Raw genomic sequence first — 26,641 nt, forward strand, 5'->3', positions numbered from 1 at the left:
CAGACAGTCCGAGGATCACGACTTATCCTGATTCACGCACCGCCTGATCCTGGCGTCTCTGTGCTGTTGTCGCGATCTACATTCCCCCGCCAAGCCACCGAGTAATCCGGCGCCTGATGCGCGGGCGCTCCTGGGCCCCGATGCGGCCACATATTCGAGCGCTTCAACTGCTCGGTAATCTTTTGGGCCAGCGCGTCCATCTCTGCCCCGGTCATCTTCGCGTTTACACGCCTCGGCTTGCCCCGATAGTCGAGGCAAATCGACATACGGATGGCGAATGTCACATCTTCTTCGGAGGCTGGGGTCAGGTCTGTCATAGAAGAGAACAGAACGTGAACAAGGGCGGAAGTCAATTAAAACCGCCCGCACAAGCAAAGGGCGGCCCGAAAGCCGCCCCGCCTATCACCACCACGATGAATCGAATGCCAGAAAAAAGCAGGTTTGCAGTCCCGCCCTTTTCAATCTCACCAAGCGTTCGAACCGCCCATGAGAACACCTTCCGTACGACGCAGAATCGCACGATCTGGCGGGGCAGTACAAGGGAAAACGACTCGCGGAAAGTGGCACGGATCTGGCACAGCTTGACACGATATGACTCGGCTCAGAACGTACGGGAATGAACCGAAACGGACCAAGCGCCGGAATGGCCAATCGTCAAAAAACGGCTGATTTCTGCGGGTGAGGATGGTGGGTGCGACAGGGATTGAACCTGTGACCCCTGCCGTGTGAAGGCAGTGCTCTACCGCTGAGCTACGCACCCATCCTGCGGTGCCGCGTCTCTAGCAAAGGCCCGATGACGCGGCAAGGCGGAAAATGAAAAAAAGATCAGAAGCCAAACATATGGTCGAGCGAGAACCCTGCCGAAGCATTGCGCTGCCCATGATAGCCGAACAGACGGCAGCTCAGATCGCGGATCAGCACATAGCCGCCAATCCCTGCCTCGGCCAGCTTTTCAGCGCCAAAGATCTCATGCGGCCAAACCATATAGGAGCCCGATGGATTGATGCTGATCCTGCGGCGCTCCAGTTCGACACCATCGTTCGAATAGAGATGCAGAATCGTCTCTGAGGGCGCCGTTCCCTCAACCGAGGCCGGATGGATCAGGCAGGAGAAGCTTTCATGGCCCTCCTGACCGAGCTTGAGAAAAAGACGTGTCGTCAGACCCGGCGGCGGACCGGCGTAAGATTGCGGCTCGCTGCGCCACGTCATGAGCGTGTTGAAGATATGCCCGCCAAAGCTGGTCTCTGCCGCGTGACCATTCTCGCGGTTCTCATAGCGCATCAGGGCATGCATCCAGCCATCGCCCTCGCCACCGTCGCGGAAATCATACACGAGGTCGGCATGGCCAGCGCAGTCAGTCAGCTCGTGCAGGGCAATCGCTGTTTCATGATTGCGCGGCAGATTGCCCAGAAACTTCTGTGTGATGAGCGTCCCTTCATCATCGAAAACATCGAGACGCAGCGGGAGGCTGGTGATCTTTTCCGACATCGGGTTCGGCTGCACCACGCTGGTGAAGCGCTTGGGGTCGAGAATGGGGAAAGGCAACACAAACCCACGGCCCATCGAAGGCGGCAGCTTGCGCAACGCTGGTTCGGGTGCGAGGTCACGGCGCTCCACGTTCAGATGGGCAATACGGGTCAGGGCACCTTCGGTAATCTCGTAGCGTGGCCGTACGATGTGATTCCCCGAACGCAACTCAAGCTGGGCCGGCCAGGGGATATCCTTAACAAGCGCGCCCACATCGAGCGCATAGGTGGAGAATGGGCCAACCTCGACCGTGACCGGGAAATGCGTCTCCTCGCCCATCTGATTGAGCGTGATGGCACCCGCCGGAATGGGCGTTGCATGGCTGTTCTGGATCCAGAGGACCAGCGTCTCACCGGGCCGCGGTGCCGGCAGCGTCGCGAAACGCGGTGATGGCCAGGCATTGGCGTCATGGGTGACCGAGAGGCTGGGCTCACCATTCTTGCCGTAAGTGTCGAGCGCATATTTCACGACATCATGCCCACGCGCACCGAGCACATGAACGAAAAGCTGACCGCAGAAAGCCGGCAGATCGAAACGCGCTCGCACCACGGCACTGTCTACAACAATACCGGCAGGCGCGTCGGGAATTTCCTCTTCCCACTCAGCCAGGATCTCGCCCTTGTCGTCATAAAGGCGGAACCAGTAACGCACATCGGTCGCGTCGTAATTGCACCAGTAATTCGCCGTGACGAGCCGCGTGCTGAAGCGCTCATCATCACGGAAGAACGCAAAGTTCGTCGCGAAATTGAGCTTGTCGAGATAGTTGCGCGGATTGCTCAGCATGGAGTCCGGCAATTTTGCAGGCTCCAGAGAGAAAATCTGCTGATCGGCATGGGTGACGCGCGCGAGGCGCGACAACATCTTTTCATGCTCGAAGGATAGGGCAAGCACCTGCCTGGCCTCGGAGGATGAAAGATCCGTCAGGGCCAGCTTCTCGCCGCCCAGCCCATCATCCTTGCCCACCTGCTCGCTGTCATGCGTGTAGACACCGCAGGAAGGCGTGAGTCCGGGGTACAGGGCGACCAGCGTACGCAGCACATTGCCCGGGTCATAAACCGCAAAGCCACCTCCAGCCGCCAGTGTCGCTTCCAGTCGCCTCAGAGCCTCGCTCGCCAAGGGATGCGCAAGCGCCTTGTAGAGGATGTTTCCGCCGCCCTGAGCGTCGAAGGTGATGATATCGAGCATGGTCGTCCTGTACCCGTTTTCTTTATTACGGACCCCGCAACTCCTTGTTCAGAGAGCGAGACGCCGACGCATTTCATCGGCCGCTCTGCCGGTATCGTCAAGCGGCGTTATAGCCCACGGCTCCCACGCCCCCGTGAACGGACGGACGCGCCCGGCCTCGGCCAGCGTCTCGACAAAGGTCCGGATACGCCGTGAACGCCCCGGCAGATCAATGATCAAGACCGGCGCTGTCGTGGCGGCGGCCTCCGAGATCATCGACACGCTGTCCGTCGTCACGGCAATCATATCGGCGCAGGCAAGCATACCGAGATAGGGATTATCGCCCTGCCCGTCCCATATCATGGCGCGTGACGGATCCAGCGCCTCGCGCAACACCGCCAAAGCTGCCGGATCGGTTCGGCGTGAGGGTGTAAGGGCAATCGTCACATCCTGCGTCCGGACGATCCCGGCAAGCTGTGCGCCGAGTGTTGCGGCTTCATTGACGCCAAAACTGAACCGGCCATTCGCGCCGCCAATCAGAACGGACAAGAGGGCCTTTTTGCCTGTTCGCAGCCTGCTCTCCCACAGGATCCGGGCGTCGGACAGCTTCGCGGGGGTCACGCCATGCAGGGCGGTTCGGGCCGCCACGACATTGGGTCCGGCCATGCGATCATGAACATTGGCCACAATCAGGTCGAAGCGAGCCGCATCCATGCGGGGGTTCTGTATCTGCACCAGCGGCAGGCCGGTGCGCTTTTTCAGCGCTGCCCCGACTGCCCCGCCTGTCCCGCCAACGCTGACAAGCAGGCGGGTGTCGCCCGGCAGCACGATCGGTGCCGTAGCACGCAGCGGATCGGGGCAGAATCTCGTGGGGATACGGCGCCAGACTCCCCCGATCCGCACGGGGTGAAAATGCCATTCCAGCCCCGCACGCTCGACAAGACCGCTCGCCTGGGCGCGCATTCCGGCAAAATCTTCAGCAATGATGGCTACACTCATAACTCGGTAATTCCTTCACCGGCAGAACTTTGGCAAGAAGCATCCATGAGTGATGTTCAAGATCCTGCCGCCTTTCCATTCGACCCGCTGGTCAGCGCGGGCCTCAAGCAAGTGGGCATAGAGAAACCCAATGAGGTGCAGACCCGCGTCTGGCCCGAACTGAATGACAGGCGCGATGTGCTTCTTGTGGCACAGACCGGCTCTGGAAAGACCGCAGCTTATGCGGCGCCCGCCTTCCAGCGCCTTCTGTCGCTCTCCGCGGAACGGCAACCCGGCGCACCCCGTGTACTGATTCTGGCCCCGACCCGTGAGCTCGTGACCCAGATCGCCGGTGTATGCCGCCAGATCGGCAGACGCCTGCCCTTTCGCACGCGTCTGCTCTGCGGCGGCCTCCCCAAGGATGCGCAGATCGAGGCGCTGGCGGAAGGCGTGGATATTGCGGTTGCAACCCCTGGCCGCCTGATCGACCTCCTCGCCAGCGGCGCCTGCAGGCTCGACCTTGTCAGCATGCTGATCGTGGATGAGGTAGACCAGATGCTGGACGAGGATTTCCTCGCGGCAATGGATGATATCATCCTGCATTTACCGCAGGAACGTCAGGCCATGCTGTGCTCTGCCACGCTGCCGCCCACGGGCCGCGCCCTGGCCAGTCGCCTGCTCCACAAACCCGTCACGCTTGAATTCGAGAGCCAGACCGTCACGCCGCGTCGCATCAAGCAGCGCGCCATGTTTGTTGAGGCCGAGGAAAAGCTGGCCACCCTCACCCGCCTGTGTGCCGAAACCGAGGGACGCCAGATCGTGTTCCTGCGCACGAAGGCCTCGGTGGACCAGATCGGCAAGCATCTGCGCAAGGCAGGTCTGCCCGTCACAACGCTGCATGGCGATCTGGCACAGGGCGCTCGCCAGAAGGCGGTGGAGGCCCTGCGCAGCGGGCGCTCCATGATCCTGCTCACAACGGATGTCGCAGCGCGAGGGCTCGACATTGATGATGTGGCGCTCGTCCTCAATTACGACCTGCCCGAGAAGGCCGAAACCTATGTGCACCGCATTGGCCGCACGGCGCGGGCAGGCAAGCGCGGCGCGGCGCTATCCTTTTGCACGCGTGATGAGCGGCTTTTGCTGAGGGCGATCGAAAAGGAGATCGGCTACCGTATCAGCATCGTTTCCTGAGTTACACGGCCTTGAGGTTTTCGACAGGCAGGGTCTAAACTCTCCCCATGACCGCTCCCAAGGCCCAGACGATGGACATCATTGCGATTCTGGAAAAGCTTGTCTCGTTCGATACGACAAGCCGTCATGCCAATGCGCCCCTCATCGACTGGATTACTGCGCTGCTCGATGAGCAGGACGTGCCCTATACGCGCAGTCGCGGGCCAGAGGACGGTAAATGGAACCTGCATGCCATCATTGGCCCGGTAGCGCCCGGTGGTCTGGCCTTGTCTGGTCATGTCGATTGCGTGCCCGTCGAGGGACAGGACTGGTCTCGTGATCCTTTCAGCCTCACCCAGCAGGATGAGAGACTCTACGCACGCGGCGCCACCGACATGAAGGGGTTTGTGGCCGCCATGTTGGCCGCCATACCCCGCATGCAAAGCCTGCCCCTGCGCAAGCCTGTCCATCTCTTCTTCACCTTCGACGAGGAAATCACCTGCAACGGTGCCCGCTATCTGATCGAGGATGTCATCTCACGCGGCCTGATGCCCGATTTATGCGTGATTGGTGAGCCCACCATGCTCGCGCCGATCATCGCCCATAAAGGGCGGTTCACGGTGCGCGTGGATATCCGGGGCCGCCCCGCCCATTCCTCCCAGCCTGCGCTGGGCGTCAACGCGCTTCACGCCATGGGGCATGCCATCGCAGCACTTGCGGATATGAGCGACGCTTTCGAACGCGATGGCCCCCATGTCAGCGGCTTCCTCCCCGATCACACGACCATGCAGGTCGGGCTCGCCAGTGGTGGCAGCATTCTGAATATCGTGCCCGAACAAGCCAGTTTCGAGCTCGAATGGCGTGCCGTACCGGGTGACGACAACGCCGCAATCTTCCAGTCCATTACGGAGCGTCTTGCGCCAATCGACGCAGCCCTGCGCGAGGCCGATCCATCTTGCGGGCTGACACTGACGCCCCTTGTCGACCTCCCGCCCCTGAACCTCTCACCCACATCGCCCCTGGTCTCGCTTTTGCAGCAGATTACGGGGCGCAACAGTGCGGGTTATGTCTCTTATGGGACGGAAGCCGGTATCTACCAACAGGCCGGGCTCGAGACGATCGTGTGTGGCCCCGGTGATATCGCCCAGGCGCATAAACCCGATGAATGGATCACAATAGACCAGCTGGCTCGATGTGAAACCATGATCGACCGTCTTGTCAGACAGGTCTGTCTTGCCGCATGAGTTGCGGGGCATCACCGCGCGATCATCACCCTGTCCGCAGGCGGCGGCAGCGCCTCCTGCCGAGCCTGGCGCTGCCGCGTCGCCTTCCCGAATTCCCAATCCTGATCGACCCACCTGATCTCTCACAGTGGAGGGCCGGCAATAACGGGATACCCGGTGTCATCGAGCGCGAGAGCCCTGTACCGGGGCCGGAAATCGCCGTGATTTCCCTTATTCATGGCAATGAGTTCGCGGGCGCCGCCGCTGCCGACCGTCTGCTCAGGGAAGATATCAGGCCCCTTTGCGGCACATTGCGCATCGTATTTGCCAATATGGCCGCCTTCGAACGTTTCGACCCGTCAAACCCGACCGCTTCGCGCTTCATCGGTGAAGACCTCAACCGTGTCTGGTCCAATGACAGGCTGAGCCAGAAGCCTGGTTCGGTTGAAATGGCGCGGGCACAGGAGTTGCTGCCCGTCATCCGGCGCAGCGACATGCTGCTCGATCTTCATTCCATGTTATGGGACTCGTCACCTCTCTTCATCTCGCCGCAGACAGAACGCTCGATCACACTGGCGGGCCTCCTCTCGTCGCAGGCCGACACGCCTTTTCTGACCCTCACCGATCTCGGGCATGTTGGAGGCGCAAGGCTGATTGAGCAGGAGGGTTTCATGGCACCCGGCGGCACAGGGCGCAGCGTGCTGCTTGAGGCAGGTCAGCACTGGCGACCGGAAACGGTCGAGACCAGCGCACGCGTCATTCGTCACTTTGTTGAGAATGCGGGGTTTGTGCATTGGGGCAGCCGGGGCGAGCCGGTTACCGTCTCACGTCAGGCAATGGTGACCGACAATGTCGTCGCCAGAAGCGCCAGTTTCGGGTTTACCGAGAGTTATCTCGGTGGTCAGGTAATCGAAAAGGCGGGCACGGTTATCGCGCTGGACGGTGATGATGAAATCTGTACGCCCTACGACCAATGCGTCCTCATCATGCCCAATCTGTGTGTGCGCAGAGGACAACTGGCGGTGAGGCTTGCACGCAGGCTATAGGCCCGATCCGGTCGCGGCAGCCAGACGACACTCTGGACACGATCGCAGCGAAACCCGGTCATACGATCCACCGCAATCGCCCCGCGCGGGCAAAAAAAGGGGGGCTCATTGCCCCCCTCTTTTATCCTCAGGCGCCGGGATAGGCGACGTCATAGATGGGGAAGCGACGGCAAAGCGCCTTTACCTCGTCATGAACGCGCTGCTCGACCCTGTCCTGCTCCTGCGTTCCGTAGGCACTCAGCACTTCATCGATCATTCGAGCGATCGTGCGGAATTCTTCAACGCCAAAACCGCGTGACGTCGCGGCCGGGCTGCCCAGACGGATACCGGAGGTCACAAACGGCTTTTCAGGGTCGAACGGGATTGCATTCTTGTTGGCCGTGATCCCGGCGCGCTCGAGAGCCGCCTCGGCAATCTTGCCCGTTACCTTCTTGGGACGCAGATCGACCAGAACGAGGTGGCAATCCGTACCACCGGTCACAATGTCAAAGCCGCGTGCCACAAGTTCCTCAGCCAGAACGCGGGCGTTCTCAGCCACCGCGCCCTGATACGCCTTGAACTTCTCGCCAAGGGCCTCGCCAAAGGCCACAGCCTTGCCAGCAATGACATGCATGAGCGGACCACCCTGAAGGCCCGGGAATACGGCGGAATTGACCTTCTTGGCGATGTCCGGATCATTCGTAAGCACAATGCCACCGCGCGGGCCGCGCAGCGTCTTGTGCGTGGTGCTGGTCACGATATGCGCGTGGGGCACGGGGCTCGGGAAAAGACCAGCCGCGACGAGACCGGCGAAATGCGCCATGTCCACCATCAGATAGGCGCCCACCTCGTCCGCAATGCGACGGAAGCGCGCAAAATCGATATGACGGGGATAAGCCGAGCCACCTGCGACAATAATCGTCGGCTTGTGCTCACGTGCAAGGCGCTCCATTTCCTCGTAGTCGAGGGTTCCGTCCTCGGCACGCACACCGTACTGCACCGCGTTGAACCACTTTCCTGAGTAGTTCGGTGCCGCACCATGCGTCAGATGTCCACCAGCGGCGAGGCTCATGCCCAGCACGGTGTCACCCGGCTTGCCGAGCGCCATGAACGCGGCCTGATTGGCGTTCGCGCCAGAATGGGGCTGCACGTTGGCAAACTCGACGCCAAACAGCGCCTTGATACGCTCGATTGCCAGATTTTCCACGCGGTCGACATCGACGCACCCGCCGTAATAGCGCTTGCCGGGCAGTCCTTCAGCGTATTTGTTGGTCAGGACCGAGCCCTGTGCCTCAAGAACGGCAAAAGAGGTGATGTTCTCGGATGCGATCAGTTCAATGCCATCCTGCTGACGGATCAGTTCGGCGTTGATGATTTCTGCCACCTCGGGGTCTGCTTCATTCAGACCGCGATGATAGAAATCGTGCTGGGGGGACATGTTCTCGCGAGTAGTCATTCTTTTCTCTCCCGGAGGGGGCGCACAGACGCGGAAAATGGCGTATCACGATGGGCAATATCCCAGATTTCCCCCCGCCGCCAACCCGTTTAGCGCGGGAGAGTTGTTTTAGAGGAAGACTGAATGGCCCAGCCCCTCGCCGCCCTGTGGCGGCGCAAACCGATTGACGTGGCAACCGACGGAAAAGGCGAACACGGGCTGCACCGCGTTATCGGACCGTTTTCGCTGATTGCCCTTGGGGTGGGCACGACCGTCGGGGCTGGCCTGTTTTCATTGACGGGCATTGCTGCGGCCCAGAATGCGGGGCCAGCAGTCATACTCGCTTTTGTGGTGGCTGCCATTGCCTGCGGGTTTGCCGCCTTCTGTTATGCCGAACTGGCCAGCATGATCCCGTCTGCCGGCTCGGCCTATTCCTACAGCTATGCTGTGCTTGGCGAGCTGGTTGCCTGGGTTATCGGTTGGGACCTTGTGCTGGAATACACTGTAGGGGCAGCAGCCGTAGCCTCGAGCTGGTCAAGCTATCTGGCCTCGATTCTGGGCCAGTGGAACCTGCATCCGGACCCGCGATGGATGGCATCCCCCATGAGCATGGTGAAGCTGCCGGATGGCAGCATGGCCCATGGCTGGATCAACCTTCCCGCCATGGCCGCAATCGTGTTCATCGTCATGCTTCTGCTGCGCGGCATTTCCGAGTCCACGCGCATCAATGCTGTGGTCGTGGTGCTCAAGCTCGGGGTGGTCGGCGCCTTCATCATATTCTGCTCGCCCTTCATCAAGCCCGAGCATTTCACCCCTTTCATTCCCCCGAACACGGGCGAGTTCGGCCATTTTGGCGTCTCGGGCATCATGCGAGCTGCTGGCATGATCTTCTTCGCCTATCTGGGCTTTGACATCATCGCCACCACCGCGCAGGAGGCCCGCAATCCAGAGCGAACCATGCCTATTGGCATATTGGGCAGCCTGCTCATTTGCACCATCATCTATATCGCCTTCGCCTTCGTGCTGACCGGCGTCGTTGATTATCGCCAGCTGGAGGGCGATGGCAGCCCTGTGGCAACGGCCATCGATATCACCCATCTGTTCTGGCTGCAGGGCGCTCTCAAGTTCAGCATCCTGTTTGGCTATATCTCGGTGCTGATGGGGCTCATGATGGGTCAGGTGCGCGTGTTCTACGCGATGTCGCATGATGGCCTGCTACCAGCGATATTTGGCCGCCTCAGCCCACGCACGCGGGCACCAGCCGTGTCTCACCTGATCTTTCTCGTGGTGACCTGCCTGCTGGCAGGGCTGGTGCCGATCTCCGTGCTCGGCAACATGACCTCAATCGGCACCCTGCTCGCCTTCGTGCTGGTCTGTGTGGGTGTCCTGATCCTGCGCATTCGTGAGCCAAACCGCCCCCGCGCGTTTCGCGCACCCGGCGGGCTGTTCACCCCGGTCTGCGGTATCCTGAGCTGCCTCGCGGTCATGGTGTCGCTGGATGCGCTCACCTGGCTACGCATGGTGGTCTGGCTGATCGCCGGACTGGTCGTTTATGCGCTGTATGGTATCAAAAAGAGCAAGCTTACTGCCGAGGGAACAACGCAATGATCACCGGATCCTTTCCACTCAGCCGTCCAAGACGTAACCGTTTTGACGGTTTCACGCGCCGCCTCGTGGCCGAAACGACGCTGACGATCGACAATCTGATCTGGCCGATCTTCGTGTGTGATGGCAAAGGGCAGCGCAGCAGTGTCGCCTCCATGCCCGGGGTCGAACGCGTGAGCGTGGACCTGCTTGAGGCTCATCTGGCCGAGGCCATCGGGCTCGGTATCCCCGCCGTGGCCCTCTTCCCGATCACCCCGACGGACATCAGGGATGCGACGGGCCGTGAGGCCACCAACCCGGACAATCTGATCTGCAAGGCAGCGCGTGAAATCAAGCGCCTGTACCCTGACCTTGGGCTGATCGGTGATGTGGCGCTCGACCCCTACACCGATCATGGCCATGACGGTCTTATCGAGGGCGATTACGTCGTCAATGACGCATCGGTAGAGATTCTGGCCCTACAGGCCATCAACCAGGCCGCAGCCGGGATCGACATCATTGCCCCGTCTGACATGATGGATGGTCGCATCGGCGCGATACGCACCGCTCTTGACAAGGCAGGGCACGACAACGTGCGCATCATGTCCTATGCCGCCAAATATGCTTCCGCCTTCTATGGTCCGTTCCGTGACGCTCTGGGGTCCGGGGGACTGCTCAAGGGCGACAAGAAAACCTATCAGATGGACCCTGCCAATTCCGATGAAGCGCTGCGCGAGGTCGCGCTCGACATCCAGGAAGGCGCAGATATGGTCATGGTCAAACCCGGCATGCCCTATCTGGACATCATCCATCGGGTACGCGAAACCTTCGCCGTTCCGACTTTTGCGTACCAGGTGTCAGGTGAATACGCGATGCTGATGGCGGCTATCCAGAATGGCTGGCTGGACCGCGATCGCGCCATACTTGAAAGTCTGCTTGCATTCCGGCGTGCCGGTTGCAATGGCGTCCTTACCTATTTCGCAGTCGAGGCTGCAAAGTTGCTCCGTAGCAGGCTGTGACGACCGCGCGCCAAAGGCGCGGCGGCAGGGCTTTCGCCGCCGGAGTGGCGGCGGAGGCTCACGCGCGCGAAACGCTTGCAAATGCGGGCTTCGTGCTTTTTGCCGAGCGATGCCGCACCCCATATGGCGAGATCGATCTCGTCGCGGCGACTGACAGTCTCATCCTGTTCGTTGAGGTCAAGCAGCGCCGCACACTGGATGAGGCCGCCTACGCCCTGAGGCTCCCCCAACAGCACCGTCTTCTGGCCGCCGCGGAGTATCTTCTTCAGACACAGCCGTCATGGCGACGCGAAAACACCCGGTGCGACCTCATGATATATGACGTCGCTGGGAATGTCGGATGGATCGAGGATATTCTGAGGGACGGTTAGTCCAACCGTCGAACAGCGCTGTTGCCCCTGCCCCGGACCCGCCTTAGATGAGAGACAGGAGTCTTCGGGGAGCGACCGCGGCTGCATGGCATGGCGGTCGGGAATGGTCGGCGGGAAACGCCGGGAGCACGGTCTGATTGGCTAACGGAGTTCATTAGCGGAGACCGGCTCCGATAAGATTCCTTGCAGGGGAAATCAGATACCAACCGCGCAGGAAGGCAGTTTAAGCGGGGCGCAATAGCGCCCCAGTCGATCAGCCGTGACGGCGAGCGTGATGCTTGCTGCTTGCCGGTGCCTTGGCGTGATAGACCACGGTGTGGACAAGGGCGCGACGTGACGGCGCTGACACGTGACGGGCGGCCACCTGATGAACGGCTGCACCGTGGTGATGCGTATAGGTTGTGACGGGGCGGTGATAGACGGGCGTGGCGGTCAGTGCATCAAGCGTCAGCTTGGAGGCTTCCCAATCGGTGATCTCTCTTGCGCTTGCACCATGAGAGGCAAAGGCTGCCCCAACGGCGACGACTGAAGCTGCAAGTTTGAGACCCGATAGGCGCCGCATTTTTTCTTCCCTCTGAGTGACTTCCGCCACGTTAGTCAGGACTGCGAAAGTACAACAAGAGGTCTCGGGAAGAATTTTTTACAAGAAGATTTACCGTTGCAATACTGCCACAGTTTAAGACGAAACCGTGGCAGCGCGCAGAGTTTATGGCTTAATCAAGGCAGATCAGGACACCTTTTTGGCGATCTGCTTTTCCTCCAGCAGAGACTCCAGTTCGCCACTCTGGAACATGTCGGTCACGATATCGCATCCGCCGATGAACTCACCCTTGATATAAAGCTGCGGCACTGTCGGCCACTGCGAAAAGTCCTTGATGCCCTGGCGCAGTTCCGGGCTAGCAAGCACATTGGCCGTCTCGAAATCGACGCCCATGTGCCCGAGGATCTGCACGACGCGTGCGGAAAAGCCGCATTGAGGGAACAGTTTGTCACCCTTCATGAAAAGCATGACGGGATTGTTGTCGATAAGCTGCTGAATCTGCTGAAAAGTAGCTTCGGCCATGGATCGCTCCTGTGCGCGAGATGCGCGTTGGGTCAATAATCGCTTAATTATAGACCCAACTGGTCTCGATTGTCAGGGGGTTTGTGTTTTGAGGGCCAGAGCGTGCAGCTCTGTCCCCATACGACCACCAAACGCGTCATAGACGAGCTTGTGCTGGCGCACCCGTGGGAGCCCCGCAAAAGCGGTACTGGTCACGGTTGCAGCATAATGGTCCCCGTCACCCGCGAGATCATGAATCTCGATCACGGCATCGGGCAGGGCAGCCTTGATGGTGCGTTCGATTTCTTCGGCGCTCATCGGCATGGTTCAGCGCTCCATCAGCTTGGGGAAGAACTCGGCATTGACCTTGCGCATACGCTCGGCCGACAGGCTCATACCGTCGGTCAGAACCAGTGAATCACCCCCTGAACGTCCGAGATGACGCACTGGCACATGAGCCTTTTCAGCTGCATCGATCAGCGCGGTAGCATGCCTGGTGGCCACCACGTAGCAGGCCTGGTCCTCGCCGAAGTAATAGGCATGGAGGCTCGTGCCGTGATGCGGCTTGTCAAGATGGCAGCCAACGCCGCTCGCCATGACCATCTCCGCCACGGCCACAAGCAATCCGCCATCGGCGATGTCGTGGCAGGCCTCGATGCGCCCTTCCCCGATCATCTTGCGCACGAAGTCACCGTTGCGACGCTCGGCGTGAAGATCGATGATCGGCGGGGCACCATCTTCGCGATGGCAGATCTCACGCAGCCATAGCGACTGGCCGAGCTCACCACGGATCTCACCGATCAGCACAAGCTCGCACTGCTCAGGCATGCCAAGACCAATCGCCTTGGTCACATCGTCGATCACACCGATAGCGCCGATGGCCGGCGTCGGCAGGATCGGCTGGCTCAGACCGCTCGGATGGCTCGTCTGGTTGTACAGCGAGACATTGCCACTCACGACCGGGAAATCCAGCGCGCGGCAGGCCTCACCCATGCCTTTGATGGCATCGGCGAACTGACCCATGATCTCCGGCTTTTCGGGATTGCCGAAGTTCAGGTTATCGGTCACGGCCAGCGGCAGCGCACCCGTTGCCGTGATATTGCGCCAGGCTTCTGCAACTGCCTGAGCCCCACCCGCATGCGGGTCAGCCTGACAATAGCGCGGCGTGCAATCGGTCGTCATGGCAAGACCGCGCTTCGTGCCCTCGACGCGAACGATGGCAGCATCGGCCGCACCGGGACGACGGGCCGTCTGGCCGCCGACACCACTGTCATACTGGTTCCAGACCCAGGCGCGCGAGGCGAGATCCGGGCAGGCCAACAGGGTCAGCAGCGCATGTTCGACACCCGCAGGATCGGCCACTGTGCCCAGACGCGCCGGCTTGGCAGCGTGCGTCATGGGACGATGGTAGAGCGGTGCCTCATCAGCCAGTGGCGCAAGCGGAATATCCGCCTCCGTCTTGCCAAGATGCTTGACCGTGATATGCGCCGTATCGGTCAACACGCCGACGATCGCGAAATCGAGGTCCCATTTTTCGAAAATGGCGCGGGCTACGTCAGTGCGCTCAGGCTTGAGCACCATGAGCATACGCTCCTGGCTCTCCGACAGCATCATTTCGTAAGCCGTCATGCCGGTCTCGCGCTGCGGCACCTTGTCGAGATCGAGCTCGATACCGACACCACCCTTGCCCGCCATCTCGACAGCAGAGGATGTGAGGCCAGCCGCGCCCATATCCTGAATCGCCACGATAGCGTCGGTCGCCATCAGTTCGAGACAGGCCTCGATCAGCAGCTTCTCGGTGAACGGGTCACCCACCTGCACCGTCGGACGCTTGGACGCCGCATGTTCGTCGAATTCCGCCGAGGACATGGTAGCGCCATGGATGCCATCGCGCCCGGTCTTGGAGCCGACATAGACCACCGGATTGCCGATACCCGCAGCAGCCGAAAGGAAGATGCGATCCTGGCGGGCAATACCAACGGTCATGGCGTTGACGAGCGGATTGCCATTATAGGCCGGGTGGAAGTTGATCTCACCGCCTACCGTGGGCACACCAACACAGTTACCGTAGCCACCAATGCCACGTACCACGCCATCAATCACGCGCTGCGTCACAGGAAGCGACGGGTCACCGAAGCGAAGTGCGTTCAGATTGGCAACGGGGCGCGCGCCCATCGTGAACACATCGCGCAGGATGCCACCCACGCCTGTCGCCGCGCCCTGATAGGGCTCGATAAACGACGGATGGTTGTGGCTTTCCATCTTGAAGACAGCCGCAAGACCGTCTCCGATATCCACAACACCGGCATTTTCACCGGGGCCATGAATGACCCAGGGGGCCTTGGTGGGCAGGGTCTTGAGATGCACACGCGATGATTTGTAGGAGCAATGCTCCGACCACATGACCGAGAAAATACCGAGTTCGGTTAGGCTGGGCACGCGGCCCATGATGTCCAGAACCTTCTGGTATTCCTCGGCAGAGAGACCGAAGCGGGCGGCGAGTTCAGCGTTGACGATCATGCTCATGCGACGAGACTCTTCACCAGACCCGAGAACAGCGGCACGCCATCTGTCGCGCCAAGATCGGGATCGACCAGGTTTTCAGGGTGGGGCATCAGGCCACAGACGCGCTTATTGGCGCTCAGAATGCCTGCGATGGAGCGCTGGCTGCCATTGGGGTTACTGACGCGGTTCGCGGCATCAAGCGTGCCCTTGGCGCAGACATAGCGGAAAGCCACGCGATCTTCACCCTCGAGGCGATCGAGCTCGGCTTCCGAGGCCGTGTAATTGCCGTCACCATGAGCCAGCGGCGCACGGAAGACATCGCCCTTGGACCAGTCACGCGTGAAGGCCGTATCCTGCGTCTCGACACGGAGGAACCCGTCCTGCGAAAGGAAACGCATCCCCGCATTGCGCAGGAGCGCCCCTGGTAGAAGCTGGGCTTCGGTCAGGATCTGGAACCCGTTGCACACGCCCAGCACATACCCGCCGCGCTCGGCGAAGGCACGCACCTCGCGCAGGATCGGCGAGTGTGCGCCCATGGCGCCCGAACGCAGATAGTCGCCGAAGCTGAACCCGCCCGGAAGGACAATCAGGTCCAGATCGGGGAGGCTCGTATCACGATGCCAGAGCATGGTGGGCGCCTTGCCGCTGACGAGACGAAGCGCCTGCTCCATGTCGCGCTCACGGTTCGTGCCAGGGAAAACGACGATACCGGCCTTCATGGCTTCCCTCCCTGGCCCGAACACGGATAGGCTTCGTGCAGAGCCGCAAAAACGGATTTGCCAACAGGGAATTTCAGGACGTCCTGATGAGCCTTGAGCCAGGACAGCACCTTGCCACGCATGGCATCGGTGGTTTCGGCGTCAGGGACGCAGAAACCGGCCACCGTGCCACTATCGCCATTGCTCTTGGCGTTCAGGGCCGAAAGCGCACCTGAATCGGCCATGCCGGCAATATAGGCATCACAGACGGCCTTGCCCTGGGGCTTGGAGCAGATGGCGCCAAAGCGACCCGCCTGCATGGAAGAGAGACGATGCTCATCAGCCTGAGCCACACCGGCCAGGCCGCCTGCTGGCAGTGCAAGAGCAACTGCCGCCAGAAGAGCCAGCTTGCGGGTCATCCAACAACCTCGACAGCGAAATCTTCGATCACGAGGTTCGCCAGAAGCTCACGGGCCATCGCCTCGCCCTGGGCGAGTGCCTTTTCACGATCTTCGGTCGCGATCTCGAGTTCCATGGTCTTGCCCACGCGCACTTCGCCAACATTGGCAAAGCCCAGCACCTCAAGGGCGTGACCAATGGCCTTGCCCTGCGGATCGAGCACGCCTTCCTTCAGCATGACATTGACGCGAATTTTCATTGCATGACCTCCGGTCCTTTGAGATCGCCGTTGCCGGCCTCGGGCAGAATGCCAAGGCGGCGGGCGACTTCCTGATAAGCTTCCTCGACACGGCCCATATCCCGACGGAAACGGTCCTTGTCGAGCTTCTCGCTCGTCTTGGTGTCCCACAGGCGGCAGTTATCGGGAGAAATTTCGTCGGCGAGCACAATACGCATCTCGTCGTTTTCCCACAGGCGACCAAATTCGAGCTTAAAATCGACAAGCTGGATGCCGATGCCTTGGAACATGCCCGTGAGAAAATCATTGGTACGCAGCGCATAGGCATTGATCTCATCGAGATCCTGCGCATTAGCCCAGCCAAAGGCGGTGACATGCTCTTCCGACACCATCGGATCGTTGAGCGCATCATTCTTGTAGTAATATTCGAGAATCGACCGGGGCAGACGCGTGCCTTCGGCAAGGCCAAGGCGCTTGGCAATCGAGCCCGCAGCCACGTTGCGCACAACAACTTCGAGAGGGATGATCTCGACTTCGCGGATCAGCTGCTCGCGCATGTTCAGGCGACGAACGAAATGGGTCGGGATACCGATTTCATGCAGGCGAAGCATGAGGTGCTCGCTGATGCGGTTGTTCAGCACGCCCTTGCCGGTGATGATCCCCTTTTTCACGCCATTGCCGGCGGAGGCATCATCCTTGAAATACTGGACGAGTGTGCCGGGCTCTGGCCCCTCGAACAGGATCTTGGCTTTTCCTTCATAGAGCTGACGACGGCGTGCCATGACGATCTTTCAAAAACGGTGAACGGCGTTGTCCCGCATATAGCAGCGGAGCAACGCCGTTCATACCCATGATCGTCCCCTGTCGTCATGACAGGAGAGCGCCTGTCGTCTTATTCGGCAGCAGCAGCCTTGGCGCGAGCGATGGGCGCGAAGGTGCCGTCACGCAGGGATGCCTCGAGCTGTTCGAGCGAACGGCCCCGTGTCTCGGGCACATAACGCAGCACGAAGAAGAACGAGACGGCATTCACGGCTGCGAAGAGCCAGAACGTACCGCCAGCGCCGAGCGCCTTCACCATGCTGAGCGTCGTGAGAGAGATGATCAGATCTGCGCCCCAGTGGCTGGCAGCAACGAGGCTCATGCCCGTGCCACGGCAGGACAGTGGGAACACCTCTGCGCCCACCAGCCAGATCGCCACCGACAGACTGCCGACGTTGAACACGACATAGCCCACCACGGCAGCGGCAGTCACAAATGCACCCCAACCATGCGTCTGGCCAGTGAAGAACATGAAGCCCAGCAGAACGAGCGAGACAACAGCACCGGGGATCATGCGAAGCATCAGGGTACGACGCCCCCAGGCATCGACAGCCCAGCCGCCGAACGCGACCGTACCAACCATCGAGACACCGACCGCAACCGAGGTCAGCAGAGCGGATGACTGACCAAAGCCAGCATCGGCAAAAATGGTCGGCGCGTAGTACATGACCGCGTTGATGCCAGTAAGCTGGCACAGCAGCGCAATACCAACGGCCGCAATAGTAGCCGGACGAACCCAGGGCTTGAACACTTCGGAAAGCGGGGCCTTCTCGTCGTGCTGATCCTGAATTTCCTGCAGTTCGCGGTCAGCCTCGGCATCGGTGCGACGCACGCTACGCAGCACGGTGCGAGCACGCTCGAACTCACCCTGCATGGCCAGCCAGCGCGGGCTGTTGGGCAGGAAAAGCATACCGACAAAAAGAATGACCGCCGGAATGACACCCAGGCCGAACATCAGGCGCCACGAGTAATCCTGCAGCAGATAGCCGGTCACGAAGGAGATAAGCTGACCAAAGGCGATGGCAAACTGGAACGCAACCACGAGCGAACCGCGACGCTCGGGCGGCGCGATCTCGGCAATATAGATCGGCACGATCTGCGAGGAGGCGCCGATGGCAAGCCCGAGGATCAGACGGGCAAAGGTCAGGATGGCGACCGTATGCGCGAAAGTCACGATCACGGTTCCGATGAGGAACAGCGTCGCCGCAGCAATGATCGTACGACGACGACCCAGACGATCCGAAAGCGGTGCTGCCGAGATACAACCGATCAGCGCACCGAGAATAACGGCCGAGGTAACGATCTCGGCGCTTTCCGTGGTGAGCTGGAATTGCGGGGTGAGCTGAAGCAGGGCGGCCGAGATGATGCCAGTATCATACCCGAAAAGGAGGCCGCCCGTCGCCGCGATAACGGCGATGAAGTTCGTTAGTGCATGCCCTCGTGGGCGCGATGTGGAAGCCATTGGTCAGCTTTCGTCTTGGTCCGGATGAACGTGCTTGAGATTACAAACACGTTACTTCCACAATTAGACGCCACAAGGTCAACACATAATGTGGGATCTCAACCAAAAACCTTGTCATATATGCGGTCTACGGCAACAAGATGTCGTGTGCTGTCCATAGCCTCATCCAGCACCGTTGAATCGACCCGACCAGCGACCTCGGGATCCGCATCCAGATTCTCACGGAAGCTCCGACCTTCAGGTGTCCCGAGTTTCGTCCAGGTCTCCATCGCATTGCGCTGCACGATACGATAGGCGTCCTCGCGCGAAATGCCCGAGCGGGCAAGAGCCAGCAGAACCTCGCCCGAATGGACGACACCGCCCAGCGATTCGAGATTGGCCATCATGCGCTCGGGATAGACCACCAGCTTGTCCATCATGCCTGCCAGACGCATCAGCGCGAAATCGAGGCCGATCGTGGCATCGGGACCGATGTTGCGCTCGACAGAGGAGTGGCTGATATCGCGCTCATGCCAGAGCGCCACGTTTTCAAGCGCCGGGATGACGTGAGAGCGGATCAGACGCGCCAGACCGGTAAGGTTCTCTGAAAGCACCGGATTACGCTTGTGGGGCATGGCCGAGCTGCCCTTCTGCCCAGGATGGAAGAACTCTTCCGCCTCGCGCACTTCCGAACGCTGGAGGTGACGCACCTCGACAGCCAGACGCTCGATACCGCTCGAAATCACGCCAAGCGCACAGAAGAATGCGGCATGACGGTCGCGCGGAATGACCTGTGTCGAAACATCCTCAGCAGCAAGGTTAAGACGCGCCGCCACAAACTCTTCCACACGGGGGTCGATATGGGCGTAGGTGCCTACAGCGCCCGAAATCGCGCAGATGGCAATTTCCTTGCGGGCCGCCAGCAGGCGCTCACGGTTACGCGCGAATTCGGCATAATGGCCAGCGAGCTTGAGCCCGAAGCTGGTCGGCTCGGCATGGATGGCATGCGAGCGGCCGATCGTGACGGTGTTCTTATGGGCGAAAGCCTGCTTCTTCAGTGCGGCCAGCACGGCATCGAGATCTTCGAGCAGCAGGTCGGTTGCCTGAACGAGCTGGACCGAAAAACACGTGTCCAGAACGTCAGAGGACGTCATGCCAAGATGCACGAAGCGGCTCTCGGGGCCAATCTTTTCGGCCAGCCATGTCAGGAACGCAATTACATCGTGACGCGTCACGGCCTCGATCTCGTCGATACGGGCCAGATCCTCGTCCGAGAACGCTGCCATGGCGGCGTCACCACGCTCGCGAATGACCTGCGCCGCTTCCTTCGGCATGTCGCCCAGCTCTGCCATCGCCTCACAGGCCAGCGCCTCGATCTCGAACCAGATACGATAGCGATTGGCAGGCGACCAGATGGCGGTCATTTCAGGGCGGCTATAGCGTGGCACCATGACGGTAAGGCTCCTTCGGGAAGAAAACGCTGCGAGAGCGGAAAGTCCGGATTGCGCCCTCTTACCGCAATACGCACGCCACGAACACCTTCCAGGCGAACACCCTGCGTTGGGGTGCGTATAATTGCGCGCACCCCGTCTGGCCGCTAGGCTTCGGGCCCTGAAGATATGTGGAGGATAATGTGGCGCCTGATCTCACCTGGCACGCCCTGATCGCGCTTGCCCAGGTTGTCATGATCGACATCACCCTGGCGGGCGATAATGCCGTCGTAATTGGCATGGTGGTGCGCGGCCTGCCCGCAGCCCAGCGGCGCAAGACCATCATCGTGGGGGTCGCGAGTGCGGCGCTCATGCGTATCGTGCTTGCCCTTGTGGCGTCGCAGCTGCTGGCCGTTATTGGCCTCACCCTTGCGGGCGGGCTGTTGCTGCTCTGGGTTTGCTGGAAAATGTACCAAGAGATGCGCCACCCCGAACCCGCCGAGGGGGAAACGCGCAGCGGCACACTGGGTCAGGCGATCTTCCGGATCATCCTCGCCGATCTGTCCATGAGCCTCGACAATGTGCTGGCGGTTGCAGGCGCCTCGCTGGGTCATCCCTACGTGCTTGTGACTGGTCTCGCCTTCTCTGTCGTGCTCATGGGTGTGGCGGCGACGCTCGTGGCAAAGCTGCTCGAACGTTATCGCTGGATTGCGTGGCTGGGTCTCGCCATCGTGGCCTTCGTCGCCTGTGAGCTGATCTATAAGGGGAGTATCGAGGTGGTGCATCATGTCGCGGGCTAGATCCCTCCTTCTGACCAGCACGCTTCTTCTGCTTGGCGGCTGCAGCACTCACGCCCAGGAGCCCGCCCCACCGATTGCTGACGCCACATCTCCGGATGAGGGCGGCGATAGCGCGGCGACATCGGCGATCGTGCCTCCTGTCACCAGCGCACCGGGGGATGTCGCCTCACGCCTCGACTCCTGGCTTGCTTTGATCAAACCGGATCCCGGCATTTTGGCGCGCGCCTATGCCGATTTTCTGGATATCACCCCCGCTTGGCCCGAACGCTCCGTCATGTTGTCGCGCTATCAACAGGCACTGGCAACGCGCACGAGCGACAGCGAACTGGCGTCACTCTGCCCACGTGAGCCACTTACCGGCGTACAAGCCTTCATGCGTTGCGCGGCCCTTCTGCCCGACGCTGCCAACCAGGCACGTCGCATCTGGCGTAACGGCGCGGATCGAGAGACCGATTCCAGCCTTATTCTTGCGGAATACGCAACGAGCCTGACCCCTGACGATCATTGGGCGCGTTTCCAGCGCCAACTGCGCACACGCCAGTTCACAGCAGCAGGGCGACAGATCTCGCTGCTGGCTCCCTCCCGGCAGGGAACAGCGCGTGTGCTGATCGCGCTGCTTTCCAACGCCCCGGATTCAGCCGCGCAATTCGCATCCCTTACCGACGCACAACGCGCCGAGCCACAGATCATGCTGGCGCGCCTGCGGCAGCTTCGTCGCTATGAGACGCCAGATGTCGCTTTTGCCCTCTGGCAAAGTAACGGCTTCGCCGTTCAGAAACATGCACCATCAACCGACTGGACCAATGAGCGCCTCGGTCTGGCGCGCGCTTTCCTCATGCAGGGCAACGTACCGCAAGCGCGTATCCTGGCCGATGACACGACATTACCCCTCAGTGCTGCGCCTGCGCTGGAGGCCCGCTTCCTGCGCGGCTGGATCGACCTGCGTTTTGTCAAAAACCCAGCCCAGGCACGGGAGGCGTTTTCTCCCCTCACCCGTCAGACGAGCCTGATCACCAGAAGCCGGGGCTATTACTGGCTTGGACGCGCCTACGCCGCGGACGGTGCACAGAGCGAGGCCAATGCCGCGTGGCGACAGGCGGCCACAATGCCCACGACATTTTATGGGCAACTGGCACAAGCCGCGTTGTCAGGGAAAAGCGATACACTGCTCCCCGATGGCGGTGACGTACCAGGTCTGGCTCAGGCCCTCGCGCGCGTGCCGTCGCTCTCCAGCGGCCCGGTCTCGCGCGGTGACCTTATCGAAGCTGCCCGCCTGCTGCATGAGCGCGGTGACGACGACCACGCTCGTGAATTCCTGATGATGGGCTATGCCCAGGTACAGGATGCCGCCGGTCAGGCGGCACTCGCCCGGTTCAGTCTGTCCATCGATGTGCTCGAACCTGCTGTGTTCGCCGCGCGTCGCACAGGTCGTCTGGGCGCCGCCCTCTATCCCGAAGGCTGGCCCGTTCTCGATGGCGTTCAGGCCGAAGGGGACGGTCTGCCACATGGGCTCGCCCTTGCGGTGGCGCGTCAGGAAAGCAGTTTTGACGCGCATGTTTCGAGCCCAGCCAAGGCCATCGGCCTGATGCAGCTTCAGACCGGCACAGCACGGGATGTCGCCCGCCGTGCAGGTCTTGCCGGAGTCGATACGAGCGCCAGTGGCCTGCGCGACCCTTCAACAAACCTCACACTGGGGCGCGCCTATCTGGCCCAGCTTCTACAGCGCTTCGGCAATGTCGTGCCGGTTGTTCTCTCCGCCTATAATGCGGGGCCTCATCGCACCGACCAATGGCTGGCCAGCCTCCCCCTGCCCCAGCCTCTCACTCAGGAGGGCATGGTCGACTGGATCGAAAGCCTGCCTTACGAGGAGACACGCTCCTATATCCAGCGCGTCGAGGAAAACATGGCGCTCTATCGTGTTCTGGAGGTTAATCACCGTGGCTGAATCAGCTCTCGTTCCAACCAGCCTGACAGAAAAGGCGCAAGCTGTTCTCGACTTCCTGCGTCAGCGTGGGGCCCGCCTTGTGACAGCGGAAAGCTGCACAGGGGGGCTGATTGCGGCAATGCTTACATCGCTTGCAGGATCGTCAGACGTGATCGAGGGCGGGATCGTCAGCTATTCCAACACCATGAAAATGGATGCTTTGGATGTTGCCGAGCGTACCCTCGAACGTCACGGTGCCGTCAGTGAGGCTGTCGCAACAGAGATGGCCATGGGCGCCCTCGATCGTGCCGAAAACGCGACCATCGCTGTTGCCGTCACCGGTATAGCCGGTCCGGCGGGCGGCACGGCGGACAAGCCCGTCGGCACGGTCTGCCTGTGTGTTATGGAAGGGACCAGAAATCCCGTTCTGGAAACGGCTCATTTCTCCGGTGACCGCAATGATGTGCGCGCGGCCACGGTCGAGCGTGCCTTCGACCTGATCCTGACCCGCCTCGGCGCATAAGCACCCGCCGTGCAGATGCCTGATCTCGTGCGTGGCACGCGCGAGATCAGGCACCGCAACGCGTCTTGCGATAGTCTCCGCATCGGTTCGCATAGCGTACCGCAGGCGAGAGATCCCGAACCGGCATCAGACAACCATGCCGGTCAGAATTTTCGCCTGGAGGCACCAGTTTCAGTTATCGATATGCTGGACGACCTCGAAGCCCTCGAACACCGGCGGCCCCAGTGTCAGGGGCTTGTTGCCACCCGCACCGGCATGCGCCTTGCGGAACTGTTCAGACTGAGTCCAGTCACGAAATGCCTGCTCGGATGACCAGATGGTGTGGGATGACCAGAGAATATGGTCATCCTTGACCGGCCCGCGCAGCAGCGAGAACGAGACAAACCCTGGCACAGTCGTCAGCAGGACCTCGCGGTCAAGCCAGCGCTGGCGGAAGGCCTCCTCGCTCTCGGGCAGGACCTGAAACCTGTTCATGGCGATATACATCGACGATACTTTCACTATCTTATTGATATTACTCATGAGAAACGGGGCGGAACGACATCATGCGGCAGCAGAAATGGCCGCCCTGTCTCACGATGGCGCCCCGGAACAACATCGGTCAGACCGAATACGTCCCGGAGCATGGAAGGTGTTATGACGGTCTCAGGAGGGCCGGCGTCGTAAATCCGCCCTCGTGCAAGCACCACAACCCTGTCGGCAAAAGCGGCGGCCCAGTTCAGATCGTGCAAGATGGCGAGACAGCCATTGCATGCAGCCTTTCTGCCATTGCACACGCCGTTCTTGCCCGTATACGCCCGCGCGAGAGACAGAACCTGCCCCTGGCGAGCGATATCCTGTGCTGAAACGGGCTCGTCCAGCAACAGGTATCCTTCATGGCCCTGCCAGCGCAGCTGCACCAGAATACGGGCAAGATGCGCGCGTTGACGCTCTCCACCCGAAAGACTGGTGATGTCACGCTCACTGAACTCAGCCAGACCGACTTCCTCTAGGGTCCGGGCAACGAGCGCGTCGAGGCTCACGCGAGACGGGCCCCGGGCCTGGACACCGAACCTCACCAGTTCATCCACCGAAAAGCGGGCATCGAGGCTCTGGTCCTGCGTCAGCATGGCGCGTCGGGCAGCAAGGCTGGCGGGAGAGAAACGATGAAGCGGCGTGCCGTCGAGCGTGACATGGCCCGAACTTGGCGCGAGCAATCCGGCAGCAACACGCATCAGGGTCGTCTTGCCTGCCCCGTTGGGCCCGATCACCGCAATCATCTCACCCGGCGAGAGCGTGAGAGATACGCCATTGAGCAACGAACGCCCGTCATGAACGACAGCGACGTTATCGAGCATCAGGCTCACGCCGGAATCTCCCGATCACTGCTGCGCATCAGAAGCCAGATGAAAACAGGTGCACCAAGCGCCGCCGTGATAATACCAACTGGCACATCCGAAGGAGGCGCAATGATTCGGGCCAAGGTGTCGGACAGAACCAGCAGAATGGCGCCAAGCATGGCGCTGGCCGGGATAAGGATCCGATGGTCAGGCCCGCTTGCGAGGCGGACAAGATGAGGCACGATCACCCCGACAAACCCGATCACGCCTGAAAACGATACGGCCGGCCCCACTGCAAGCGTGACGGCGAACAGACAGAGATATTTCACCCGCCGCACATGGCACCCCATGAGCGCGGCATTCTCCTCACCGGCCAGCAGCAGGTTGAGCGGTCGTGAGAGCGCCCAGAGCAACAGGAGAGAGACAATGGTGAGCGGCGCCAGAATTTCGATCTCGGGCCAGCGTACCCCAGAGAGACTGCCCATGGTCCAGAAAGTCAGATCCCGCAACGCCGTATCATTGGCCCTGTAAAGCAGGATGCCGGTCGCGGACGAGGCGAGAGCGCCGAGTGCCACACCTGCAAGAACGAGACGACTGGTCGAAAGACGCCCCTGACGCGTTGCAAAGGCCTGAAGCCCGGCAGTCATCACGCAGGCACCCATCATGCCACCGGCCGGAATGCCCCAATGGGCGAGAACGGTGTCACCAAACCACAGCGTGCCCTGAACGATCATCAGCGTCGCTCCCAGCGCGGCGCCTGACGACACACCAATGAGGCCGGGATCGGCCAGCGGGTTGCGGAACATGCCCTGCATGACCGCCCCCGCCGCCCCGAGCCCCGCCCCGACAAGTATGGCTAGAACGATACGCGGCAGACGGATGCCCATGACGACAAGCCGCATGACCTGCGGATCGCTCAGGCCGTGGGGTGAAAAGCCGAAACCGGTCGCGCCAGACGCCAGAGCGAGAAGAAAGCTCGACACAAGCCCGAGCCCCAGCAGGACGAAGGCCGACACCGGATTGAGGCGTCGCACATTCATGCAGGCAGCGTGTGGCGGGCAATTTCCTGCGCCAGCTCAAGCGCGACTTCGGCAGTACGCGGCCCGAAGCCAAGAAGCTTCTCGCCCTCCATGTCGATAATCGCCCCTTTTTGCCCGGCGGGTGTGAGCTTGACGGCCTCATCCGCAAGGAGAGCATCCCGCATGGACTGCCCGCCCTGACTCATCATGAGAATGACGTCCGGTTGCAGCCCGATCAGGGCTTCGGGCTCCAGCGCCTTGTAGCCCTGCATGCCGCTTCCAGCGTTGATACCGCCCGCCAGCGTTATGATGGCATCGGCCGCCGTCCCGGTTCCAGCAGCCATCGGTCGCCCGTTGACCACACGCATGACAAACAGCACGCGGGCCTTTTTGGGGTGCAGTTCTTTCCACGCCTTGAGCGTGCGCAGCTGATTGTCGAAACGCACCACCATCGACGCCCCCTGCTCCTCGGCACCCACGATGCGCGAGAGCGTCAGGATACGGTTTTTCACACCTTCAAGAGATGGCGTGGAATCGATCATAACGATCGGGACAGGTGATTCCATAAGCTGATCTAGCGCGTTGGGCGGCCCGGAATCATTCATCGCGAGCACCAGATCGGGCCGCAGGGACAAGACCCCTTCCGATGAGAGCTGCCGCATATAACCGACCGATTTCTTCTCGCGCAGGGCTGCAACCGGGTAGGTCGAGGTAATATCGACCCCGATGATCCGCTCTCCGACACCCAGCGCATAAAGCGTCTCGGTAATCGTGCCACCGATGGAAACCATGCGCTGCATCGTGCCCAGAGTGACATGACGACCGCGGCAATCCTCCACGCGTATGGGGCGGGCCTCACCGGCCCGCGCAGCGCGCGAAGCGGCTCCGGAAACGCCGGTTGCCAATGCCGAGAGCCCGAACTGACGCCGTCCAAACAACCTGATGCTCATGGTTCCTGACCCTTTTCTGCGGGGACATGGGGGCTGTG

Annotated in this window: 25 protein-coding genes, 1 tRNA gene and 1 pseudogene; 9 read left to right on the top strand and 18 right to left on the bottom strand. The window is 60.9% G+C overall.

Translation table 11 applies throughout. The features are described from left to right. Positions 1-685: 685 nt before the first annotated feature. The 3 genes from Asbog_RS07825 to Asbog_RS07835 form a co-directional block, all read right to left on the bottom strand. Positions 686-760 (bottom strand) — tRNA-Val (locus Asbog_RS07825). 65 nt (positions 761-825) lie between these two features. After that, positions 826-2,712: a hypothetical protein gene (locus Asbog_RS07830; RefSeq protein ID WP_062164718.1), complete on the bottom strand. Its 1,887-nt coding sequence runs from the start codon at positions 2,710-2,712 to the stop codon at positions 826-828. 48 nt (positions 2,713-2,760) lie between these two features. After that, positions 2,761-3,690, bottom strand: a complete 930-nt coding sequence (locus Asbog_RS07835) for a mitochondrial fission ELM1 family protein (RefSeq protein ID WP_062164719.1) — start codon at positions 3,688-3,690, stop codon at positions 2,761-2,763. A gap of 45 nt (positions 3,691-3,735) precedes the next feature. On the opposite strand from Asbog_RS07835, the gene Asbog_RS07840 reads away from it, so the two are divergent. The 3 genes from Asbog_RS07840 to Asbog_RS07850 are packed head-to-tail and all read left to right on the top strand — an operon-like array spanning position 3,736 to position 7,108. Then, positions 3,736-4,860, top strand: coding sequence for a DEAD/DEAH box helicase (locus Asbog_RS07840; protein WP_062164720.1), 1,125 nt, complete (start codon positions 3,736-3,738; stop codon positions 4,858-4,860). A 47-nt stretch (positions 4,861-4,907) separates the two neighbouring features. Then, complete coding sequence (argE, locus tag Asbog_RS07845; RefSeq protein WP_062164721.1) at positions 4,908-6,083, top strand: acetylornithine deacetylase; 1,176 nt, start codon at positions 4,908-4,910, stop codon at positions 6,081-6,083. Then, the gene (locus Asbog_RS07850; RefSeq protein WP_062164722.1) at positions 6,080-7,108 is read left to right on the top strand and encodes a M14 family metallopeptidase; all 1,029 of its coding nucleotides are present in this window, start codon (positions 6,080-6,082) and stop codon (positions 7,106-7,108) included. Before argE ends, Asbog_RS07850 begins: the two co-directional genes overlap by 4 nt. Positions 7,109-7,235: 127 nt before the next feature. On the opposite strand, the gene glyA is transcribed toward Asbog_RS07850, so the two are convergent. Beyond that, positions 7,236-8,543, bottom strand: coding sequence for a serine hydroxymethyltransferase (gene glyA, locus Asbog_RS07855; protein ID WP_062164723.1), 1,308 nt, complete (start codon positions 8,541-8,543; stop codon positions 7,236-7,238). 123 nt (positions 8,544-8,666) lie between these two features. Here glyA and Asbog_RS07860 point away from each other — a divergent pair, with 123 nt between their 5' ends. The 3 genes from Asbog_RS07860 to Asbog_RS07870 are packed head-to-tail and all read left to right on the top strand — an operon-like array spanning position 8,667 to position 11,496. Beyond that, positions 8,667-10,130, top strand: coding sequence for an APC family permease (locus Asbog_RS07860; protein ID WP_062164724.1), 1,464 nt, complete (start codon positions 8,667-8,669; stop codon positions 10,128-10,130). Further along, positions 10,127-11,125: a porphobilinogen synthase gene (gene hemB, locus Asbog_RS07865; protein ID WP_062164725.1), complete on the top strand. Its 999-nt coding sequence runs from the start codon at positions 10,127-10,129 to the stop codon at positions 11,123-11,125. The genes Asbog_RS07860 and hemB overlap by 4 nt, the downstream gene beginning before the upstream one ends. Then, a complete protein-coding gene (locus Asbog_RS07870) occupies positions 11,122-11,496 on the top strand; it encodes a YraN family protein (RefSeq protein ID WP_146926627.1) in 375 nt (124 codons plus the stop codon). The genes hemB and Asbog_RS07870 overlap by 4 nt, the downstream gene beginning before the upstream one ends. A 253-nt stretch (positions 11,497-11,749) precedes the next feature. Here the strand turns inward: Asbog_RS07870 and Asbog_RS07875 are convergent, their stop codons facing one another. The 10 genes from Asbog_RS07875 to purB form a co-directional block, all read right to left on the bottom strand. Beyond that, positions 11,750-12,058, bottom strand: a complete 309-nt coding sequence (locus tag Asbog_RS07875; protein ID WP_062164727.1) for a hypothetical protein — start codon at positions 12,056-12,058, stop codon at positions 11,750-11,752. A 165-nt stretch (positions 12,059-12,223) separates the two neighbouring features. Further along, positions 12,224-12,559: a Grx4 family monothiol glutaredoxin gene (gene grxD / locus Asbog_RS07880; protein ID WP_023979215.1), complete on the bottom strand. Its 336-nt coding sequence runs from the start codon at positions 12,557-12,559 to the stop codon at positions 12,224-12,226. A gap of 72 nt (positions 12,560-12,631) precedes the next feature. After that, a complete protein-coding gene (locus Asbog_RS07885) occupies positions 12,632-12,862 on the bottom strand; it encodes a BolA family protein (protein WP_031241086.1) in 231 nt (76 codons plus the stop codon). A 3-nt stretch (positions 12,863-12,865) separates the two neighbouring features. Beyond that, complete coding sequence (purL, locus tag Asbog_RS07890; protein WP_062164728.1) at positions 12,866-15,064, bottom strand: phosphoribosylformylglycinamidine synthase subunit PurL; 2,199 nt, start codon at positions 15,062-15,064, stop codon at positions 12,866-12,868. After that, positions 15,061-15,762 (bottom strand): phosphoribosylformylglycinamidine synthase subunit PurQ, encoded by a 702-nt coding sequence (gene purQ / locus Asbog_RS07895; protein WP_023979211.1) that lies wholly within the window; start codon positions 15,760-15,762, stop codon positions 15,061-15,063. Before purQ ends, purL begins: the two co-directional genes overlap by 4 nt. Further along, positions 15,759-16,160 carry a Rap1a/Tai family immunity protein gene (locus Asbog_RS07900; RefSeq protein ID WP_062164729.1) on the bottom strand — a complete coding sequence of 134 codons (402 nt, stop codon included), beginning with the start codon at positions 16,158-16,160 and terminating at the stop codon, positions 15,759-15,761. The genes purQ and Asbog_RS07900 overlap by 4 nt, the downstream gene beginning before the upstream one ends. After that, entirely contained in the window at positions 16,157-16,399 is a 243-nt protein-coding gene (gene purS, locus Asbog_RS07905) for a phosphoribosylformylglycinamidine synthase subunit PurS (RefSeq protein WP_062164730.1), read from the bottom strand. The genes Asbog_RS07900 and purS overlap by 4 nt, the downstream gene beginning before the upstream one ends. Further along, the gene (purC, locus tag Asbog_RS07910) at positions 16,396-17,160 is read right to left on the bottom strand and encodes a phosphoribosylaminoimidazolesuccinocarboxamide synthase (RefSeq protein ID WP_025886165.1); all 765 of its coding nucleotides are present in this window, start codon (positions 17,158-17,160) and stop codon (positions 16,396-16,398) included. The genes purS and purC overlap by 4 nt, the downstream gene beginning before the upstream one ends. 110 nt (positions 17,161-17,270) lie before the next feature. Next, positions 17,271-18,659: a sugar porter family MFS transporter gene (locus Asbog_RS07915; protein WP_062164731.1), complete on the bottom strand. Its 1,389-nt coding sequence runs from the start codon at positions 18,657-18,659 to the stop codon at positions 17,271-17,273. Between the two features lie 98 nt (positions 18,660-18,757). Further along, complete coding sequence (gene purB, locus Asbog_RS07920; protein WP_062164732.1) at positions 18,758-20,089, bottom strand: adenylosuccinate lyase; 1,332 nt, start codon at positions 20,087-20,089, stop codon at positions 18,758-18,760. 182 nt (positions 20,090-20,271) lie between these two features. Between purB and Asbog_RS07925 the strand changes: the two genes are divergently transcribed. From Asbog_RS07925 to Asbog_RS07935, 3 genes are read left to right on the top strand one after another with little or no spacing between them, the layout of a single operon-like run. Next, positions 20,272-20,868: a TerC family protein gene (locus tag Asbog_RS07925; RefSeq protein ID WP_083510965.1), complete on the top strand. Its 597-nt coding sequence runs from the start codon at positions 20,272-20,274 to the stop codon at positions 20,866-20,868. Then, on the top strand, positions 20,855-22,813 hold the full coding sequence (locus tag Asbog_RS14700) for a lytic transglycosylase domain-containing protein (protein ID WP_062164733.1): 1,959 nt from the start codon (positions 20,855-20,857) through the stop codon (positions 22,811-22,813). Before Asbog_RS07925 ends, Asbog_RS14700 begins: the two co-directional genes overlap by 14 nt. Then, a complete protein-coding gene (locus Asbog_RS07935; RefSeq protein WP_062164734.1) occupies positions 22,806-23,315 on the top strand; it encodes a CinA family protein in 510 nt (169 codons plus the stop codon). The genes Asbog_RS14700 and Asbog_RS07935 overlap by 8 nt, the downstream gene beginning before the upstream one ends. Positions 23,316-23,486: 171 nt before the next feature. On the opposite strand, the gene Asbog_RS07940 is transcribed toward Asbog_RS07935, so the two are convergent. The 4 genes and pseudogenes from Asbog_RS07940 to Asbog_RS07955 all read right to left on the bottom strand — a co-directional run bounded on the left by Asbog_RS07940 (position 23,487) and on the right by Asbog_RS07955 (position 26,603). Continuing rightward, the gene (locus tag Asbog_RS07940) at positions 23,487-23,801 is read right to left on the bottom strand and encodes an antibiotic biosynthesis monooxygenase family protein (protein WP_031241083.1); all 315 of its coding nucleotides are present in this window, start codon (positions 23,799-23,801) and stop codon (positions 23,487-23,489) included. A gap of 32 nt (positions 23,802-23,833) precedes the next feature. Beyond that, positions 23,834-24,598, bottom strand: a pseudogene (locus tag Asbog_RS07945) (ATP-binding cassette domain-containing protein); the annotation flags it as partial. A 59-nt stretch (positions 24,599-24,657) separates the two neighbouring features. Continuing rightward, positions 24,658-25,674: a FecCD family ABC transporter permease gene (locus Asbog_RS07950; protein WP_062164735.1), complete on the bottom strand. Its 1,017-nt coding sequence runs from the start codon at positions 25,672-25,674 to the stop codon at positions 24,658-24,660. Further along, positions 25,671-26,603 (bottom strand): heme/hemin ABC transporter substrate-binding protein, encoded by a 933-nt coding sequence (locus Asbog_RS07955; protein ID WP_062164736.1) that lies wholly within the window; start codon positions 26,601-26,603, stop codon positions 25,671-25,673. Before Asbog_RS07955 ends, Asbog_RS07950 begins: the two co-directional genes overlap by 4 nt. Positions 26,604-26,641: the final 38 nt, after the last annotated feature.

Source organism: Asaia bogorensis NBRC 16594 (genome assembly GCF_001547995.1).
In the GTDB taxonomy this organism is placed as follows: domain Bacteria; phylum Pseudomonadota; class Alphaproteobacteria; order Acetobacterales; family Acetobacteraceae; genus Asaia; species Asaia bogorensis.

Coding starts and splice junctions, on each gene's coding strand:
- purB (WP_062164732.1), bottom strand. CDS start 20,089: ATGGTGCCACGCTATAGCCGCCCTGAAATGACCGCCATCTGGTCGCCT.
- Asbog_RS07885 (WP_031241086.1), bottom strand. CDS start 12,862: ATGCCGATGAGCGCCGAAGAAATCGAACGCACCATCAAGGCTGCCCTG.
- Asbog_RS07955 (WP_062164736.1), bottom strand. CDS start 26,603: ATGAGCATCAGGTTGTTTGGACGGCGTCAGTTCGGGCTCTCGGCATTG.
- hemB (WP_062164725.1), top strand. CDS start 10,127: ATGATCACCGGATCCTTTCCACTCAGCCGTCCAAGACGTAACCGTTTT.
- purS (WP_062164730.1), bottom strand. CDS start 16,399: ATGAAAATTCGCGTCAATGTCATGCTGAAGGAAGGCGTGCTCGATCCG.
- Asbog_RS07900 (WP_062164729.1), bottom strand. CDS start 16,160: ATGACCCGCAAGCTGGCTCTTCTGGCGGCAGTTGCTCTTGCACTGCCA.
- grxD (WP_023979215.1), bottom strand. CDS start 12,559: ATGGCCGAAGCTACTTTTCAGCAGATTCAGCAGCTTATCGACAACAAT.
- glyA (WP_062164723.1), bottom strand. CDS start 8,543: ATGACTACTCGCGAGAACATGTCCCCCCAGCACGATTTCTATCATCGC.
- purC (WP_025886165.1), bottom strand. CDS start 17,160: ATGGCACGCCGTCGTCAGCTCTATGAAGGAAAAGCCAAGATCCTGTTC.
- Asbog_RS07840 (WP_062164720.1), top strand. CDS start 3,736: ATGAGTGATGTTCAAGATCCTGCCGCCTTTCCATTCGACCCGCTGGTC.
- Asbog_RS14700 (WP_062164733.1), top strand. CDS start 20,855: ATGTCGCGGGCTAGATCCCTCCTTCTGACCAGCACGCTTCTTCTGCTT.
- Asbog_RS07950 (WP_062164735.1), bottom strand. CDS start 25,674: ATGAATGTGCGACGCCTCAATCCGGTGTCGGCCTTCGTCCTGCTGGGG.
- argE (WP_062164721.1), top strand. CDS start 4,908: ATGACCGCTCCCAAGGCCCAGACGATGGACATCATTGCGATTCTGGAA.
- Asbog_RS07830 (WP_062164718.1), bottom strand. CDS start 2,712: ATGCTCGATATCATCACCTTCGACGCTCAGGGCGGCGGAAACATCCTC.
- Asbog_RS07835 (WP_062164719.1), bottom strand. CDS start 3,690: ATGAGTGTAGCCATCATTGCTGAAGATTTTGCCGGAATGCGCGCCCAG.
- Asbog_RS07915 (WP_062164731.1), bottom strand. CDS start 18,659: ATGGCTTCCACATCGCGCCCACGAGGGCATGCACTAACGAACTTCATC.
- Asbog_RS07850 (WP_062164722.1), top strand. CDS start 6,080: ATGAGTTGCGGGGCATCACCGCGCGATCATCACCCTGTCCGCAGGCGG.
- Asbog_RS07875 (WP_062164727.1), bottom strand. CDS start 12,058: ATGCGGCGCCTATCGGGTCTCAAACTTGCAGCTTCAGTCGTCGCCGTT.
- Asbog_RS07860 (WP_062164724.1), top strand. CDS start 8,667: ATGGCCCAGCCCCTCGCCGCCCTGTGGCGGCGCAAACCGATTGACGTG.
- Asbog_RS07940 (WP_031241083.1), bottom strand. CDS start 23,801: ATGTATATCGCCATGAACAGGTTTCAGGTCCTGCCCGAGAGCGAGGAG.
- purL (WP_062164728.1), bottom strand. CDS start 15,064: ATGAGCATGATCGTCAACGCTGAACTCGCCGCCCGCTTCGGTCTCTCT.
- purQ (WP_023979211.1), bottom strand. CDS start 15,762: ATGAAGGCCGGTATCGTCGTTTTCCCTGGCACGAACCGTGAGCGCGAC.